At 43.6% G+C, this 17,903-nt stretch carries 14 protein-coding genes; 2 read left to right on the forward strand and 12 right to left on the reverse strand.

What is annotated here, in order from left to right; genetic code table 11:
- Window positions 1-153: 153 nt before the first annotated feature.
- The 7 genes from ASD40_RS04390 to ASD40_RS04420 all read right to left on the reverse strand — a co-directional run bounded on the left by ASD40_RS04390 (window position 154) and on the right by ASD40_RS04420 (window position 9,235).
- Complete coding sequence (locus tag ASD40_RS04390; protein WP_057302122.1) at window positions 154-1,143, reverse strand: Gfo/Idh/MocA family protein; 990 nt, start codon at window positions 1,141-1,143, stop codon at window positions 154-156.
- Window positions 1,144-1,313: 170 nt separating this feature from the next.
- A complete protein-coding gene (locus tag ASD40_RS04395; protein WP_057302123.1) occupies window positions 1,314-2,183 on the reverse strand; it encodes a sugar phosphate isomerase/epimerase family protein in 870 nt (289 codons plus the stop codon).
- Window positions 2,184-2,289: 106 nt separating this feature from the next.
- Window positions 2,290-3,123 carry a carbohydrate ABC transporter permease gene (locus ASD40_RS04400; protein WP_057302124.1) on the reverse strand — a complete coding sequence of 278 codons (834 nt, stop codon included), beginning with the start codon at window positions 3,121-3,123 and terminating at the stop codon, window positions 2,290-2,292.
- Between the two features lie 14 nt (window positions 3,124-3,137).
- Complete coding sequence (locus ASD40_RS04405; protein ID WP_235549164.1) at window positions 3,138-4,091, reverse strand: carbohydrate ABC transporter permease; 954 nt, start codon at window positions 4,089-4,091, stop codon at window positions 3,138-3,140.
- Between the two features lie 137 nt (window positions 4,092-4,228).
- Complete coding sequence (locus tag ASD40_RS04410; RefSeq protein WP_057302125.1) at window positions 4,229-5,632, reverse strand: ABC transporter substrate-binding protein; 1,404 nt, start codon at window positions 5,630-5,632, stop codon at window positions 4,229-4,231.
- A gap of 201 nt (window positions 5,633-5,833) precedes the next feature.
- Window positions 5,834-7,612, reverse strand: coding sequence for a cache domain-containing sensor histidine kinase (locus ASD40_RS04415; protein WP_057302126.1), 1,779 nt, complete (start codon window positions 7,610-7,612; stop codon window positions 5,834-5,836).
- 21 nt (window positions 7,613-7,633) lie between these two features.
- Window positions 7,634-9,235, reverse strand: a complete 1,602-nt coding sequence (locus ASD40_RS04420; RefSeq protein WP_057302127.1) for a response regulator — start codon at window positions 9,233-9,235, stop codon at window positions 7,634-7,636.
- Between the two features lie 256 nt (window positions 9,236-9,491).
- Here ASD40_RS04420 and ASD40_RS04425 point away from each other — a divergent pair, with 256 nt between their 5' ends.
- Complete coding sequence (locus ASD40_RS04425; protein ID WP_057302128.1) at window positions 9,492-11,204, forward strand: methyl-accepting chemotaxis protein; 1,713 nt, start codon at window positions 9,492-9,494, stop codon at window positions 11,202-11,204.
- 160 nt (window positions 11,205-11,364) lie between these two features.
- On the opposite strand, the gene ilvD is transcribed toward ASD40_RS04425, so the two are convergent.
- From ilvD to ASD40_RS04450, 5 genes are all read right to left on the reverse strand, one after another.
- The gene (gene ilvD / locus ASD40_RS04430; RefSeq protein WP_057302129.1) at window positions 11,365-13,053 is read right to left on the reverse strand and encodes a dihydroxy-acid dehydratase; all 1,689 of its coding nucleotides are present in this window, start codon (window positions 13,051-13,053) and stop codon (window positions 11,365-11,367) included.
- A gap of 20 nt (window positions 13,054-13,073) precedes the next feature.
- Complete coding sequence (locus ASD40_RS04435) at window positions 13,074-13,739, reverse strand: GntR family transcriptional regulator (protein WP_057302130.1); 666 nt, start codon at window positions 13,737-13,739, stop codon at window positions 13,074-13,076.
- Window positions 13,740-14,125: 386 nt separating this feature from the next.
- Window positions 14,126-14,884: a cyclase family protein gene (locus ASD40_RS04440; RefSeq protein ID WP_057302296.1), complete on the reverse strand. Its 759-nt coding sequence runs from the start codon at window positions 14,882-14,884 to the stop codon at window positions 14,126-14,128.
- Window positions 14,885-15,041: 157 nt separating this feature from the next.
- Entirely contained in the window at window positions 15,042-15,521 is a 480-nt protein-coding gene (locus tag ASD40_RS04445; RefSeq protein WP_082562060.1) for a DUF4362 domain-containing protein, read from the reverse strand.
- A gap of 112 nt (window positions 15,522-15,633) precedes the next feature.
- Complete coding sequence (locus ASD40_RS04450; protein WP_057302132.1) at window positions 15,634-16,116, reverse strand: NUDIX hydrolase; 483 nt, start codon at window positions 16,114-16,116, stop codon at window positions 15,634-15,636.
- A gap of 112 nt (window positions 16,117-16,228) precedes the next feature.
- On the opposite strand from ASD40_RS04450, the gene ASD40_RS04455 reads away from it, so the two are divergent.
- Window positions 16,229-17,860 (forward strand): GMC family oxidoreductase, encoded by a 1,632-nt coding sequence (locus tag ASD40_RS04455; RefSeq protein WP_057302133.1) that lies wholly within the window; start codon window positions 16,229-16,231, stop codon window positions 17,858-17,860.
- Window positions 17,861-17,903: the final 43 nt, after the last annotated feature.

Consider the following 17,903-nt stretch of genomic DNA (forward strand, 5'->3'; position numbering starts at 1 on the left):
AAACTTATGGGAAAGAGATGTGTTCTTGTCAAAATCGGGAATGGATATGTCACCTGACAATAAAAAACAAACACTGCCATTTTTTTCGTTTGGCAGTGTTTGTTTACAGTAACATTACGCTCTGCTAACATTGACTTCATCGGAGATCAATGATTACATATGGATAACTTGACCTCCGTTAGCTGCGCTCTTCCAAGCCGCTTCCGTCAAACGCGCAATTCTTAAACCGCAGCTGGATGGCGCAGCGGCTTCGTTCACCCTGCCCAGGATGAGATCAACAAAATCGCGATTTGGATCACTGGAAACCGGAAGCTCTTCCGATACTTCGACAAGTTCTCTTTGCCCTTCCTTGGCGACGAATATTTTGTTATTACGGTACAATACGGTTCCCTGATCGCCGTGAATAGACACATCCTCATGCCAACCGATGCTGGCGCTGCCGACAATATTGAAAGTCGCAATTGCGCCTTCCCGAAAGCGAACGGTGACGGCCGAGTCGATATCGACTTGCGATCCACGGTTGTCGATGAAAGCAGACACGTTTGCCGGTTCGAGACCGGTAACCCAAAGCACAACGTCAAGAAGATGGCTTCCGGAATCATTTAGCTGCCCCCCACAGGATAATACAGGGTTTTGCCTCCAGGAACCTGTCGTACCTTTCAGCCAACTTTGTGCCTGATAAGCGCAAATGTAATTGATTTTTCCCAGTTCTCCACTTTGGATCAACTCGCGAATATAGATGTATGGGCCCATCAAGTGACGCTGATAGGCAACAGCGAGATGCTTGTTTACACTTGCCGCATGGGCAATGATGCGTTCCGCGTTCTCGGATCCGTCGACAAACGGCTTCTCCATCAGTACGTTTAAGCCGCCGTCCAAGCATGCCATTCCTTGCTCATAATGCATACTGTGCGGCGAGATAATAATGGCTGCATCTGCTTTTGCCTGTGAGATAGCCTCCCGGTAGTCCGTATAAACCGCTACAGTCTTCAACTCGGTAAAACGCTCAGTCACTTGTTCGATTGCTGCAGCGGAAGGATCCGCCAACGCTACAATTTCTGCTTCGGGAACTTGCAGCAATCTTCGAACGTGCTCTCTTCCCATTCCACCCACACCAATTATTAAGAAACGAACTTTTCCCATGTAATTTCCCTCCACAAAAGTATTGAAATGTCTATTCGAAATACTAAATTTCGATATGGCAAAAGCTAGGTTTGCATGGGCTCCTGCAATGGACAAGGTATGCACAAACTCCAAACCCCTGTCCTCGAGCGCCGCCTGTAATTAATGCTGCTTTCCCTTCTCTCCAGCCGTTATTTGAAATACAGAGCCAAATGCTCCGCTGCCTTGACGATTCCTTCCCGCTCCTTCTCCAGCGTCCCCCAGAACCTGTGATCCTCTAGCTCAATGCTGACTGCTCCTTGATAGCCCAGACGGTCAAGTCTCACGGCGACTTTACTCCATTCCACCGCGCCGTGTCCGGGAATCGTATACCGCCACGAGCCTTCGGAGAATCCATATTTTGCGCCGAAAGTCGTCGGTAAGACGCCGCATTCGTACAACTCGTCATGCAGAATCTCCGTATCTTTCCCGTGGCAATGGTTGATACGCTCACCGAATTCTGTCAAAGCTCTTAAATAATCGATACCGAGCCGCACCAAATGGGAAGGATCGTAATTGAGGCCGAAATGCTTGGAAGGTATCGCTTCAAACATAGACCGCCACATCTCCGGCGTACATCCGATTGTCGGATAGTGGGGAGCGGGTCCCGGCCAGCCCTCGATGGCGATGTAGACCCCCTGGCGTTCGGCGTGACGAACAAGCGCTGGGAAGGTGTCCTTCCAAATGGCGAAGCTCTCCGTGCGAGGAGTCGTATGATCCTCAGGTACAAGGCACATGAACATCACCCTTGCGCCGAGCGCAGCCATGTCAGTCATCTGCTGCTTGACTGCTTCCGCTGCTGTCTCCCGTCGGGCTTCATTTTTACTCAACAACGCGGCAGTATGTGCCGCATCGACGGAGCCAATGCCGATTCCCGCTATGTCGCACACTTGCTTGACTTCCGGATTCAGTTTCGGGACATCAAGCACACCCAGACCTGCACTAACGGCCCATGCGGCTACTTTTTCCATTCCTTCAGCGCCGATCTTCGGTGGAATACGCATTCCGATTTGTACGTTCATTTTGTTCTCTCCTTTTGTTGGTTCATCCTTCTATTCAAAAAGGTTTATATCCAGTCGCTCGATAGATCATTTCATTAAACTTCATCATGCTGCTGCCCCTCCTGATTTATTTAATTCCTGAGAAAGTAATTCCTCGGATAAACGCCTTTTGAACGAGGAAATAAAGAAGGATAATCGGCAGCGTTATCATGACCAGCGTAGCCATCATCATCTGCCATTCGGCACCGTGTTGGGACTTGAACGCCTGCATACCGAGCATCAGTGTATACTGGCTCTCATCCGACAAGTAAATCAGCGGTCCCTGATAGTCCGTCCAACTGCCCATGAATTGAAATAGTGCAATTGTCAATAAAGCGGGACGGCATAGCGGAAGCATGATTTGCCAATAAATCCGAAACTCAGAGGCACCATCAATCCGAGAGGCGTCTTCTAGCTCCCTCGGTAACCCCATGAAAAACTGCCGGAGCAGAAAGATAAAGAACGGAGCACCGAAAAATGCCGGCAGCCATAGCGGAATATTGGTCCCTACCCAACCAAAATTTTTGAATGCGATAAAAATAGGAATCATCGTCACCTGGTAAGGCAGCATCATGACAATGAGCGTAATCGCAAAAAGCGGCTTGGCACCTTTCCATGGAATTCTAGCTAAACTATAAGCGACAAGTGGGCAAGAAAATAAAACCGCCACAGTCGCCAGACCTGCAATCGTAACCGTATTCGATAAATATTTAAAAAAAGGAATATAGTCAATCGCTTTAGGATAATTGCTCCATTCCATAACGCTTGGAATCCACACAGGAGGCCAGAGAAACAATTCGCTGTTCGCCTTGAGTGAAGTGGAAACCATCCATAGAAACGGCGACAGAAAAAAGGTGCCAATCACAATTAACACGACATGAGCAAATACTTTTTGAACAGTTCCAAATCCAGTGCCTCCCATGACGATTTCCCTCCCTATTCTTTTCCTTGATAATGAACCCAGCGTTTCTGAGAGACAAAGATTAACGCCGTTAAAATGATCACGAGTAAGAAAAGAATCCAGGCCATGGCAGAAGCATATCCCATCTTTAGATAGCCGAAACCATTCGTGTATAAATACATCACGTAAAACATCATTGAATTGGCCGGTGTACCCTGACCGTTCGAGAGTGTGTAAGGCAGAACAAAATTTTGCAGAGCGCCGATAGTGCCCATAATCAAGTTGAAAAAGATGACAGGTGTTAACAGGGGCAACGTGATGGTCTTCGTCCGCTGCCATGCATTAGCTCCATCCACTTGGGCGGCATCATAATAATCTTGGGGGATATCCTGCAGACCTGCTAAATAAATAACGACCGCTTGCCCTGTCCCCCACAAACTCATAAGAATTAAGGATGGCTTAGACCAAGATTCACTTCCGATCCATGGCGGTCCAGAGATACCGATCTGATCCAACCAATAGTTCACAAGCCCGAATTGCGGGTTTAACAGCCAGAGCCAAATAATCGTCGTCGCTACGGGAGGCACCAAGCTGGGGATAAAAAATAACGTTCTATAAATGCCTTGACCGCGTATTTTCAAATTCAGAAGGAGGGCCAGTCCTACACCCATCACTATGCTCAGTGGGACAAAAATCACCGTATAGTACAAGGTATTATAAATACTGATCCAGAAGACCTTATCTTGAAAAAGTGTCGCGTAGTTATTGAACCCTACGAATTCCCCCGGCTCTAGGATGCTGTAGGAGGTTAAACTATAGTAAGCTGACATGAATAACGGAAAGGCGTGAAAAAGAAGCAAACCGACAATCCAGTGCATCGCGAAGATGAGACCGAACAGGCTGATCTTTTTCTCGAATCGGGTTTTCCTTTTCTTTACCACATCAACTACAACTGTCATTTTTTTTTCGGACGTTTCGATTGCAGGCAATTCTATTACCTCCTCTTTGCATGTCTATTCTATGAGATAAACCTCTATCGAGGTCTTTTGAAGATGTAGTAAAAGAGGGAGGGCAAAGCTATCCACCCTAACCCTCTTTATTTTTACTTTAATACTTGTTATAGGAATCAGTTCTGCTTAGCCAATTCCGCATCTACATTCTTTTTCACTTCATCGAGAAGCGCTTGTGCGTCCCCTTTACCATGAATCGCCAAATCTTGTACGCGCATCGTTTCGTTCCAAAGAAAGGCACCTGCCGGTGAAACCGGTCTGGTGAAAGCTGTCGGCATTAGATCCAAGAAAACTTTCAGATTTGCATTATCGGCAAGTTTCAATTGTTCGTTAACAGCCGGCAAAGCCGTTATATCATTACCGGCATTCGGTCGTTTCGCCCAGAGCAATGTACCTTCCTTATGAGCTACGAATTTAACAAATTCCCAAGCTTCTTTCTCATGCTTCGAGCCCTTCGGAACGACATACGACCAACCGCCCGCCCATGTCACCGATTTATTACCATCAGCCGCCGGCATCGGAGCTACGCCCCAATCGAAGTTAAGCTTGTACTTCGCCAAATCGTTCAGGATCCAGTTGCCGTCGAACTCGAAGCCAACTTTTCCCGTCCAGAATGGATTCATCCCCGTTTGTCCCATGGCGTCAGAGAAGCTAGTCAAGTTGCCAATATCATACTTCTTGGCGTAACCGGCCATCCAAGCAAGTGCCTTCACATTCTGCGGATCGTTGGGAGTCAAATTATGATTGCCATCCTCCCATTTGCCTCCCCAGTTCCAAGCCTGCGTATAGAGAAATCCCTGGTTCATCCATGGAATGAATCCTATTTGAGAATATTTGTTATTGCTTCCTTTTTTGAAAATTTTCTCGGCCATTTGATCCAATTCTTGAATGGTCTGTGGCGGCTTGTTCGGATCAAGTCCCGCTTCTTTCATCAACGTCTTGTTGTAAAACATACCACGATTGTCGGTACCCCATGGCAATGCGTATACCTTGTCTTTATAGACGGTTTCGGCCCAAAGCCCTTTATAATAATCATCCGTAGAAATGCCGCTGTTCTTCACATAGGCCGTCAAATCCGTCAGGGAGCCTTTCGCCGCCCAGGAACCGATCAAGAATCGGTCGAACAAAGCAACGTCAGGAGGATTGCCGCCTGCGATGGCTGTAAGCAATTTATCGGAGGCCTGTGTCTGACCAGTCGTTTCCACGAATGTCATTTTCACTTTTATGTCAGGATGCTGCTTCTCGAATACGTCGACAACATTAGCTTTGAAATCTTTTTGGTAGTCTCCGCCCCACGGAAACCAGAAATCGATCGTAACGGGCCCGCCCGAATTGGTAGAACCTTTAGAACTGTTGTTATCCGTACTTTTGGCATCAGTTCCTTTGCTGTTAGTGCTGCTGGTTGCGGTGTTAGTCGAACTGCAGCCGACTGCCGTTAAAGCCATCGCAAGTGTTGCCGCCAGAGGTAGTACAACAAGCTTTTTGCTTTGCCAGCCTATCCGTATCTTTTCATTGTTCATATTTTAACCTCCTCTTTTCTTATACTCTTTCCGAGCACATCCTTATTGTATCCGTTTTCATTCGTCTCCCGAAACGAGGGGATTTTTGTTTTTAGTGTGTTATTTTTGTGTGTTTATCTGATAACAGCAAAAAACACCTCTCTTATTTGGTAATAGGAAATGACAAGCAACCATCTAACCAAAGAGAGGTGTTTAATTTCGTTATCTAAGTGGAATGACCAACGTGACTTTAGTACCGACACCAAGAGTGCTTTCTATGAAGAGCCCGTACTCCTTACCGTAGGCTAATTTGATTTGTGTATTAATATTTCTCAGCGCAAAATTTTGTTCCCCTACTACCTCGTCGATTTCCAACACTTCCGTCAGCTCCGCCAATTTTTCGGATTCAATCCCGATGCCGTCGTCCTCAACTTCGAAATAAAGAATTTGTTCTTCCATTCTCCAACTTATGTCCAACCGGCCGCTCCCCCGTTTATTTTCCAAACCGTGATAAATCGCGTTCTCCACCAGCGGCTGAAAGACGAATTTCAATACCCGGTAGTGCATAATCGTCGGATCCATCTTCATATTGACCATGAATTTGTCCTGATACCTCACCTTTTGTATGGACAAATAACTTTCCAGCAATTCGGCGCTTTCCTTTACGGTAACAAAATCGTTTCCCTCACTTAAACTGATCCGGAGATATTTGGACAAACCGAAGATCATCGTACTGATCTCATCAACTTTATAAATGCGGGAAATCCAGTGAATCGAATCCAGTGTATTGTACAAAAAATGAGCGTTAATTTGAGATGCCATCATCTTCAATTGGGTTTCTTTTTTTAATAGCTTCTGAATGTACACTTCATCGATTAAATTTTTGATCCTCGTGACCATCGTATTAAAACTGTGAAATAACATGCCAAATTCGTCGTTTCGCACATCCGTAATTTGTACGTCGAAGTCTCCTTCTCTCGCTCTGCGCATGGACCAGAACAGCACCCTGACAGGTTTGTGCATATACTTGGCAAACACTAGGGCAAGCCCGATGGCCACAACGCTAAATCCAATGACAAGATAGACGGTATAGTAACCGATTTCTCTCGAATCGCTGACCAGGTTTTGGATCGGTGCCATTCCGACAAACTTCCAATCGGTGGTCTTCGATTTATCGAAGACCACCATCATTTCTTTGCCATCCACCACGTCGGTTAAAAAACCACTTTGTTCGGATGGAAGATTCAGCCCGGAAGGCTGCATGAGACGGGAAGCGTTCGAATCGGCTACAACCGTGTTGTTTTGATCGACGATAAACGTAGTGCCTTGCGCTTGAAAATCGACCTCGGACATAAAAAGCTGCATCGATTCAGGATCAAACTCCATGATGAGTACACCTATGTTCTGATTTATATGGTCGAAATTTTTGAGCGCCCTACCGAGCACAAAAACCGGTTTATTATCTTCGTTGTTATTTTGTTTTATAAAAGTCGGACGAATTCCGTACCATACCACCTGACCGTCCGCAGCTATAATTTGCTTGTACCATTCTTGAGCTTGATCATCTTTACTAACCATTGGAAGCTCCGCAAAGCCATTGCTTGACAACCGATAGGAAGCGCTGCCTTCACCCATAATATAAATATTCAGAGTGTCGTTTTTCACGTTAACCAAGTTGGACAAAAACTTGGCGATTTGCTGATTGTTGTAGCTTTGATCGTAGCTTTCGCGATATTCTCCGAGAATGCCTTTCTGGATTTCCCTATTACTGAAAACGATTAGAGACCGGTTAGCATACTCGTTCAATAACAATTCGAGACGTCTGTTAGCCTGCTGCACGGTTTGCAAAGCAACCTGCGATACTTTGGAACTAATAATGACATTGGCTTTATGATAGGACAGATAACCCATGATCATAATGGAAATTGACATGCTGACAAAAAATATAATAAACAATTTGTAGCCTACTGAACGCCATTTTAAATGTGCATGAAGATTCAAACCGGCTCCCCCTCGGTCAGGTTACAGTACGCCCAAATCCCTGTACTGGGCAGGGGTCATCCCCTCCTGGTCCTTAAACAGCTTGGCAAAATGCCGGAAATCCTGGTAACCTACCTGTTCAGCGACCTCGTATATTTTAAGCGTCGAAACTTTAAGAAGGTTCTTGGCCTTTTCCATCCTGAGGCGAATTAAATATTTGCTGAAAGTTTCACCTGTTTTCTCATGGAATATTTTACTGAAATAAGACGGATTCAAAAATAGATGTCTGGCAACCTGGTTCATGGTAATCGCTTCCGTACAATGCACTTCCAAATACTTGATTGCCTGTTCGATGGACTTTTTTCGATTTCCGTAGGCGTTGTGGGCTTGTTGGTATTGGCGGACAACCATCAACAGTTCGTCTTTCATTTCCGACAAAGTACAGTAAGGAATGAACAGTCTATTTCTGCTTGAGGTTTGCTCTGAGGGGTGACTTGACTCCAGCTTTTTTTCAATTTCATTAAGCAGAGCTGCCAATCCGTCTCGCAACTGATGAGGTGGATATTTCTGTCGACACGTTTGCAAATGTGCAATCAGCTCATCAATCAATTCACTAAGCGCCGCATCATCGCCCAATTTCACCACATGCACGAACCGATTATCCCAACCGTTAGGCCCTGTATATACCTGAACCTGCAAAGATTGAAGCTGCTCCAATCGCTCTGCTTCGTAAACCTTCCCGTAACCGTCATAAAATGCGTAAGCGCCAGCGTGAACAGCCTCTTGGAAAGATGCATGAAGGTTTACGCTTTCGCTCAATTTGCTTATCCCAATATTGATCCCGATCCCCAAGTGCCTTCGGCAAGCTTCAACGAAGGATTCCATACCTTGTTTGCTTCCGTCGTCCCCCTCATAGAATGGGGTCTGTAATATAACGAGATCCGTATCTTCATGATGATCCAAAGGGCACGTTATCGATTTTCCCGCTGCATTTCCAATTCCTTTAGCTATATTACCTATGGCATAACGAAGCAAATAGTGCTCCTTCGGATTATTTGAATGCGGCCCCCAATCATATACTTTTACACATATCACTTTCAGCCGATTGGGATCCAAATGGATGTTAAGCCGATCCCAAAGAGTCCTCAAATAATGATTCGAAGCGCTTTCATTCATTAACAGCGTTTCAAGATACCTCTGTCGGGCCAAAGGTAAGCTTTCTCGAATACGTTCTGACATCTGAACATATTGACGATGATCTTCATTCTCGCGCTTGATTTGTGTGATACATTTACGCACAACGTCCAGCATCTGCGTTTCTTCAATTGGTTTAAGTACGTAGTCAGACGCCCCGTATCTCAAGGCCTTCTGGGCGGAACTAAAATCACTGTATCCACTAATAATAATAATCTTCGACGGCAGATTGCGATTCTTGATCGTTTCAATTAAAACAAGACCGTCCATTCGGGGCATTTTGATATCCGTGATGATAATATCCGGTGTCCTGGTTTGAATTAATTTTAAAGCCTCTTCTCCATCCTCCGCTTCACCAAGCACTTCGATACCTTCTGCTTCCCAATCAATGGTTGAACGTAAACCTTGACGAACCCATCTTTCATCGTCAACGATCAATAAAGAATACATAAGCACTCTCCTCTTGTTTAATACATAAGAGTTTCATTCCATATGCATATCTTGTCTTCTACCATACTTTATAAGTATATTATACTGGATTTGCAAGAAACAGAATCTTGAATGCGGAAAGCTGGATTGGCTGGATAGCGAGAGAAATGTTGTGGATCTTAGCATTTCCTTTTATCGAAAGAGCGCGAAAATAAAAGGAATACATGTCGATTCGCGTCGAATTATGAATGAATAACAGTCAAAAGGGGTTGTGACAATGAGAATTTCAATGATGAGAATTTCAATGATCTTAAAGCTGATGTGTGTTATTTTTCTATTGCTGTCTGGCTTAAATGGCATTAGTGTGTACTTACTGCAAAAAGACATTAAACAAGAACGGCTGTCCTTGCAGAGACAATCAGAATTTAAACAACTGGGTATAGATCTGGCTAATGCTTCAGATTATTTGACGAATGAAGCCAGAAGATACGTGCAATTCGGGGAAAAAGAGTATTTTAATAATTATTGGAAAGAAGTTAATGAGACTAAGACACGAGATCATGTTGTCATGAAATTAAAGGAATTAAATGCTCCAGAGGTAGAATTGGATCTCATAGAAAAAGCAAAGCAAAACTCAGATGCATTAATAAAAACAGAAGATGAAGCCATGAAAGCAGTTGCGAGTAAAGACTTCGATAGAGCCAGGAAGCTAATGTTTGACAAAAATTATGATGATAACAAAAAGATCATTAGGGATCCGATTGATGAATTTCAGACAAAAATGAATGCAAGGGCTGAAAAAGAAGTAATTCAAGCAAGACAACAGGCAAGCAGTATGTTGAACCTCGCAGTTACATTGTTAATCATCACATTCATAACATTCTTCGCTATGCTTTATTTCATCATTGTTAGGCTTAAACCTTTAAAAACGGTGAATGAAAAAATAGCGGAATTAGCAAGTCAGGGTGGAGATCTTACGACAAGGCTATCCGTAACTTCTAAGGACGAAATCGGAGAAATCGCTTCCTCATTAAACGCTATGCTGGATAGTTTGTTGGCCATGGTTCTAGATATATCCCAAGCTTCAAAGCATGTGTTTCAATCCTCAGAAAAATTAACTTTAAATACCCAAGAAACCACAACTTCAACAGTGGAAATTGCCAGAAGTATAGAAGGAATCCAACAAGGAGCAACAACTTCCGTACAAAATACATTAGACGGAGCGCGAGCAATAGAAGAAATGGCCAAAGGTGTACAGAGAATAGCAGAATCTGCTAATGAGCTATCTGAATCTGCGGGAGACACTGAAAGTGAAGCTATAGAAAGTTTTGGACATATGGAACAAGCACAGCAGCAAATGCATTCGATAGATGATTCCCTTAAATCTTCCCTAAACATTGTCACCAAGCTTAGTGAACGGTCATCACATATTGAAAAAATCGTTGGAGCTATTATGGAGATAGCCAATCAAACCAACTTGCTATCCTTAAATGCTTCAATTGAAGCTGCTCGGGCGGGCGAGCATGGAAAGGGTTTTTCAGTTGTCGCATCGGAAATTAGAAAGTTAGCTGAAGGATCAGCTTCTTCGGCATCGGAGATATCAGATTTATTAAAACAAATTAGAAGCGATTCTACGGAAACTGTAAAAGCTATGCATAGAGTATCTGAAGAAGTGGTGCTTGGAAATCAAAAAGTCCTATACGCAAGAGACTCCTTTCAAAAAATCCTACATTCCGCAAAAGGTATTTCTGTCCAAATCCAGGAGTTGTCAGCCGTTTCAGAACAAATGGCTGCTGGCTCCGAAGAAATTTCAGCCTCCGTATCTGAGATGGCACATGTATCTCAAGAATCGCTAAATGGGGTGAAAATAGTGAATGATAAAACAATCATACAGACTAATTTGGTAAAAGAAGTATCTTCACTGTCAGATTCACTTAGTAAAGAAGCGGAAAAAATGGAGAGAATAATTCAGAAGTTTAAAGTAATGTAAGTTTGACTAAAAAATCTCGGACTGACCCAACATACCAAACAGCGGTAGCCTTGGACGAGAAAATAAAAGCTTAGACTACCGCTGTTTTATTGAACTATCGTTTTTCGTTTGTAATGACCCTTCTCAATCATTGACTTGTCATAACTGAGTTTACAACCTACTAAAATAAATCTGTAACGGCCCCTTTGGAAGCAGATGAAACTAATCTCGCGTATTTACTAAGAACACCTGTAGTAAATTTCAATTGTGGTTGAACCCATTCATTCTTTCGTTTCGCTAACTCTACTTGCGAAATTTCAAAGCAAATTTCTTGCGTTTCACTATCAATGGTAATGATGTCACCCTCTTGCAGAAGAGCTATTGGTCCACCTACTTGTGCTTCCGGTGCAACATGACCAACTACAAAACCATGTGAGCCACCTGAAAATCTACCATCAGTTATGAGAGCAACTTCTCCACCAAACCCTTTCCCGACGATTAAAGCGGTAACTGAAAGCATTTCTGGCATGCCTGGTCCGCCCTTCGGTCCGCAATACCTTATAACTAACACATCTCCTTTGCGGATCTGGTTTTGTAATATTGCCTCAGTAGCCGCTGCCTCGCTATCATATACGCGTGCAGGACCAGTGAAACGAGACTTTTTCATCCCCGACATTTTGGCAATTGCGCCTTCTGGAGCCAGATTGCCCTTAAGAACGACTAACGGCCCACTCGTCTTTAAGGGATTATTAAACGGGCGAATAATGTCTTGATTTTCAAGCAACGGTTTTGATGCTGCCAAATTTTCTGCTAAAGTTTTACCGGTAATCGTCATACAATCACCATGGAGAAGACCTTGCTCAAGAAGAAGCTTCATCACGCCGGGAACCCCACCAATATCACTTAGATCCTGCATAACATACTTTCCGCTCGGCTTAAGATCTGCAATGTGCGGCACTTTTACACGAATGCGTTCGAAATCATCATAGGTTAACTCTACTTGGACAGAGTGTGCAATCGCAATTAGGTGCAGGAAGGCATTGGTAGAGCCCCCCAATGCCATTACAAGTGTAATCGCATTCTCAAATGCTTTCTTTGTCATTATATCGCGCGGATAAATTTCCTTCTCAAGTAGTTCGAGTACTCGCTCACCTGCTTCTTCGCATTCCAATGCTTTTTGAGGTGATATCGCTGAGGTTGAGGATGAACCAGGAAGACTCATGCCTAATGCTTCTGCAGCAGATGCCATTGTGTTAGCTGTATACATTCCTCCGCAAGCTCCGGCCCCAGGGCAAGCGTTGCACTCTACCTTGTGAAGCTCCTCATCACTTATTTTTCCATCATGATACAGCCCTACTGCTTCAAAAGCACTGACAATATCTACGTCTTTACCGTCTAACTTCCCAGGCTGAATTGTTCCGCCATATACATATACCGCAGGCAAATTAAGTCGGCCGATAGCCATTAAACACGCTGGTGTATTTTTATCGCATCCGCCTACAGCAACAAGCGCATCGAAACGCTCTGCGTTCGTAACAATCTCAATGGAGTCTGCTATAGCTTCACGGCTTGGTAATGAGTACAACATCCCGTCATGCCCCATCGAAATTCCATCTGAAACTGTAATGGTGTTAAAAATCAGAGGAGCGCCGCCATGAAGCTGAATTCCCTTTTTCGCTGCAAGCGCTAAGGAATCAATATGCATGTTGCATGGGGTTACTTCACTCCACGTACTCGCCACGCCAATCATCGGCTTCTTGAAATCCTCGTCTTTAAAACCGACAGCCCTCAGCATAGCGCGATTAGGGACGCGATTAACTCCCTCACTTATAACTTTACTCCGAATTCTTAAATCTTTATGACCAGACATACTCATTCATCCTTTCACTATTAGATTAGGGTATACAGTTCATGCATAGGTCTAATTAAGTTTTGTTTCATATGTGCTGAAGCTGTTTCAGTGTCTTTCTGCTCCAAAGCTAATATGATAGATGCGTGCTCTTCCACAGAGGTAAGTGTTCCTGTGACTGGCTGCTTAAGAAAAACATATTTAAACCTTCTTATATGAATTTGCAGTGAAGTACTAAATGATGCGATATACGAATTATCCGATACATCTACAATTAAATTATGAAACTGCTCATCAAGTTCCATAGCTTGGTAAGTCTGTCCACTCTGGATGGCTTGGGCGAATTGCTTATTTATTTCTTTCAAGACCTCGATCTGTTCCAGTGAAATGAGTTTTGCTGCATATTCAGCAGCCAAAGAGTAGAGCGCAGCGAGCGTTGGGTACATCTTAAGAATATCTTCTTTTTCTATGCTCGTTACTCTCGTTTCTTTACCAGGAAACATCGAGACAAGTCCTTGCATTTCCAAAAGCTGAAAAGCCTCCCTGATTGGAGTTCTACTAACAGCCAAAGATTCCGCTAGTTCAGCATCAATTAATTTCTCGCCCGGCACGAGCGTACCCTCAATGATCCATCTTTGGATTTGAGTTAATGCTCGTTCTTTAGCTGATACTCGAGTTGGTGGAGAAAAATTGTGAGGTACTGGCATAAGCAATCTCCTCTTTAATATTGCATGTATATGCAATATATCGCATTCTAGAGTTCAATGCAATGAGTTTATAGAATAATTTATTGACTTAGTTTAAACGCGATGAATTTCCTAGGATATCGATATAGCTAGTCATTTGACCAATGTCCTACGTTTTAAGTGTAAGCTTATTAATACTCATGCGGATATCCTTACTCTGGATTCTTGGTTTAACCGGTTCATCCTCTCCCAGTACATCTACATCTCCACCAAAATACATATAACCAAGTAACCCAGAGCTCTTCCTCACTTCAGAGTTACTCAAGTAATCCTGCCAGTTAACGTAATGGAGGCTGCCATTTGCGCGGCAGCCTCGTTTCTGATTTGAGCTATAGTTTTTTTCTGCCTCATTCCTCCACGATTGCGACCGGACGTGCCCAGCCTGCACTCGCCTTTTCCACTTTGATCGGAAAGCAACATACTTTGAAGCCGAACGGCTTCGGAATTTTTTCTAAATTGGACAGTTTCTCAATCTGGCAATATTCCCGGTCCTTGCCGACATAATGCGCTGCCCACAGGACGCCTTCCCTCGGCTGCTTTTTGTACTCTTCAGCTTGCAGGTTGAGCGGGATATCCCAGCCCCAGCCGTCAGTACCGACTACCTTGATGCCTTGATCCAGAAGCCATAGCGTAGCTTCGGCAGATACCCCGGCGTGAAGGAACGCATAATGTTCATGGTACAAACGTTTGTCCGCATCGCTCCGGATGAGAACGATATCGTACGGTTTCAACGTATACTCGATCCGTTTCAGCTCGGCTATCAGATCGTCCGTCGTAATCTCGTAACCCGGCAGCTTCGTACTGAAATCGAGCACTACACCATCGGAATAAAACCATTCGAGCGGCAGTTCGTCAATCGTTCTTGCCTGCTTCCCTTCCGAAGTCGGCCAGTAGTGCCATGGCGCGTCGATATGAGTACCCGCATGCGTATTCAGGGTTACCGTTTCCGTCGCCCACGCCTTGCTTTCCGGAAAATCGTCCTGCTTAAGCCCGAGTGCCGCCGCAGCTTGCAGTGCCCCGGCCTCATGGTTCGCATACTCGATCTTCGCCGGTAGAGGCTCGCGGATGTGCGGACTAATCGGAACGCTTAAGTCGATAAGCTTCATCACTTATTCCTCCTCCTTTGTCTCCCGATTCAAGCCCATTATACCATATTGCTCCAATTGCTGATCGTCTACCAGTGCGAGCGATGGCCTCTTTTCGAGCAGTGGGTCTTTCCTTGGTCTTCGTCCATAATTCATGGCCGCGTCCCTCAATCCGGCACTATTTTTGATCTACGAACCAAAAGGTATCACCAGTTTTTGAAATGTCGCATCCCTTTAAAATAAAACCCTCCATACCTTGTTCTGACTTCTTTTTTTCTATACTTTTGCAAATTGTACTTGGTCTGCGCAAATCTGAACCAAATGCATCCATTGAGTTATCGAATGTGTAGTGAACTAAATTCCCATCATATGTTAACTCGTAAAAGATTGGATCTCCTTCGACGGTGTACTGAGTAATTCGGACCTTAGAGGGCTGATTACTCTCTAGATTTCCCAAGAATGTTTTCCATTTTTCGATATTAAAATATGTCCCATGGATGTTTACAACATCTCCATTCTTAACTGCTTGTTCTGAATGGTATGGCTTTGATACCTTTGGAAAATCGGAGACGACATTTCGCCCATCATTTTTATTGCAAGAAACTAGTAAAAAGATTATTAAACAGAAGACCACACATTGTCGCCTTGTATTCATCATCACACCCCCTTGATTTCTTGACGTTATTTTATGCTTTGTTGCTGCTTAATTTTAGTATTAAGTCTTTATTCAGCAAGTGTTCCTCGTTAGTTGAACGGCTTGTTAAAATATTTTATACAGTTCGTTTCAGCTTTACTTCAAAGTTAGGTTTCGTTACATACTCCATATAACATGAGTTACCGCCAAAATCCAAATAAGCTTGATAGCGAGTACGTATAGCTGGTGCTATGACTATATCGAGCACTTTATCTTTTTCAAACCAGCGACTTTCACATGTTTCCTCAGAAGTACACAATTCTCCACCCACAGGCATGCACATAAAATCTAACATAACTTTGGTTGGAACATCAGTTACACCGTCATGCCATTTATGAATTCCTGTATTTGAATAAACTCCAATCAAGTAAGAAACAAACACGTCTATGCCACTCTCCTCTTTTATTTCTCTAATTAAAGCATCCATTAGGTTTTCACCTACTTCCACCTGCCCACCAGGAAATACCCAACCACCATGTTGTGTCTTCACTAAAAGGACTTGCTCTCGTTCATTTTCTACGATACCGCCTACAGCTACAATATGGGTTGGCATTGCCATACTTATTACCTCCGAATGTAATTAGGATGGTACAGGGCAAGTTATTTTTTCGACACATGAGACAACTAAGCCTAATATCCTACATTAGCTCATTATTTAAAGGAGAGTTTTGATGGAAAAAAAATTAACTTTTGATTACATTATTGTGGGTACAGGACCCGCAGGAGCGGTAATCGCGAAAACCCTATCCGATGATAAAAGAACATCCGTCCTTGTTTTAGAAGCGGGCGGAAACAACGATAAAGACAAACCGATTAGCGACTCGACAATGGCTTCTGAGCTGGAAGAACAGTTCTTCCCTCAGTATTTTTGGCAAGGAGAAGGTGTCCCGCAAGCGGGGCTGGACGATCAAACGTTTGAATGGACAACAGGACGTCTCTTGGGCGGCGGTTCATCGATTAACGGAGAACAGTACGTGCGCCCAACAGGCGAGGTATTAAAAGAATGGGAAAAGCTGCTTGGTCCTCTCTGGTCTCCTAATCGAGCGGTTCTGCGATTCAAAAGACTAGAAAAATATAATGGGAAAACAAATAATGCCTCTGCACGCGGGTATCGTGGGCCCATTGACATTCGTCAGGCTCCTGTAAATCCGACATCCATGGCAAAAAAATTAGTTACTGCAATCGAGCGAGCTACCGGCCTCCCTGAAATTCTCGATTATAATAACCCGAAAACCACAATTGGCCCCTTTACTCGATGGCAGTTATATCAGAATCCGAATGGCAGAAGGGAAAGTTCCTCCACTGCATTTTTGTCTTCGGATGTCTTAACGTTGAATGGTCGGGGAGTAAATGGTCGTAAATTAAGATTATTTTCTGATTCTACCGCTTTACGGGTGATTTTTAATAATAAACGTGCCTGTGGAGTGGAATTTCTAAAAAATGGTAAGCGCATTATCGCACACGCAAGGAAAAAAGTCATTATTGCAGCAGGTATTAACAGCGCTCAGCTTTTAATGCTATCAGGAATAGGATCTGCAAAAATACTTAAAAAAGCTGGTATTCGCTGCATCTTTAATAATCCAAACGTGGGGAAAAGCTTAAGAAACCACACACTTAACTTTGCTGTATTTCAATCGAATCCTAGTGACAGACCTTTACCTTCAAATGATCCAAATGCCCTTTATACCGGCGGGGCTTTCCTGCCTGACCCTTTAGAAATGGATAGAAAACGTCGAGCGGTTCAAATTTTGGGTATAGGTTCTGAAGGCGATACGTTAACGTTAGGTTTGATTTACTTGCGGCCGAATAGTCGCGGTTCCATCAGAATCCAAAACAAAGACCCGCTTAAAATTGTGCTGGCAGATGAAGGATTTCTAGATAATCCGAATGATTTAGAAGCCGTAAAAAACATTTATAAGATCTATGTAAAGAATATAGCTGCTGAGCTAATGTCCATAGATCCAATATATCGGCTCATTTCTCCAACTGCTGAAACGATTGATAATGACGCTGAACTGGAGCAATTTATTAAAGAAAATTTTGAGCACAATCATCACCAACAAAGCTCGCTTCGAATGGCCCCATTAAAAAATGGAGGGGTCGTTGATCGGCGGGGAAACGTTCACGGGGTAAAAGATTTAATTGTTTCAGATGCTTCAATCATCCCATTTACTGTGGATGGAAATACTTCAGCGGCAGCATATCTAATCGGATATACGATCGCTAAACAAGTCATATGGATAGATAAAAGGAAACAACGGAGGAAGATTCGAGAAAGATTCGAAAATAGTGAAGAAGAATAACTAAAATCTCTTAGTTCAGTTTTCATAAAGGCACTCTATGATC

Origin of the sequence: Paenibacillus sp. Root444D2 (assembly GCF_001426375.1) — a bacterium.
Classification (GTDB): Bacteria; Bacillota; Bacilli; order Paenibacillales; family NBRC-103111; genus Paenibacillus_E.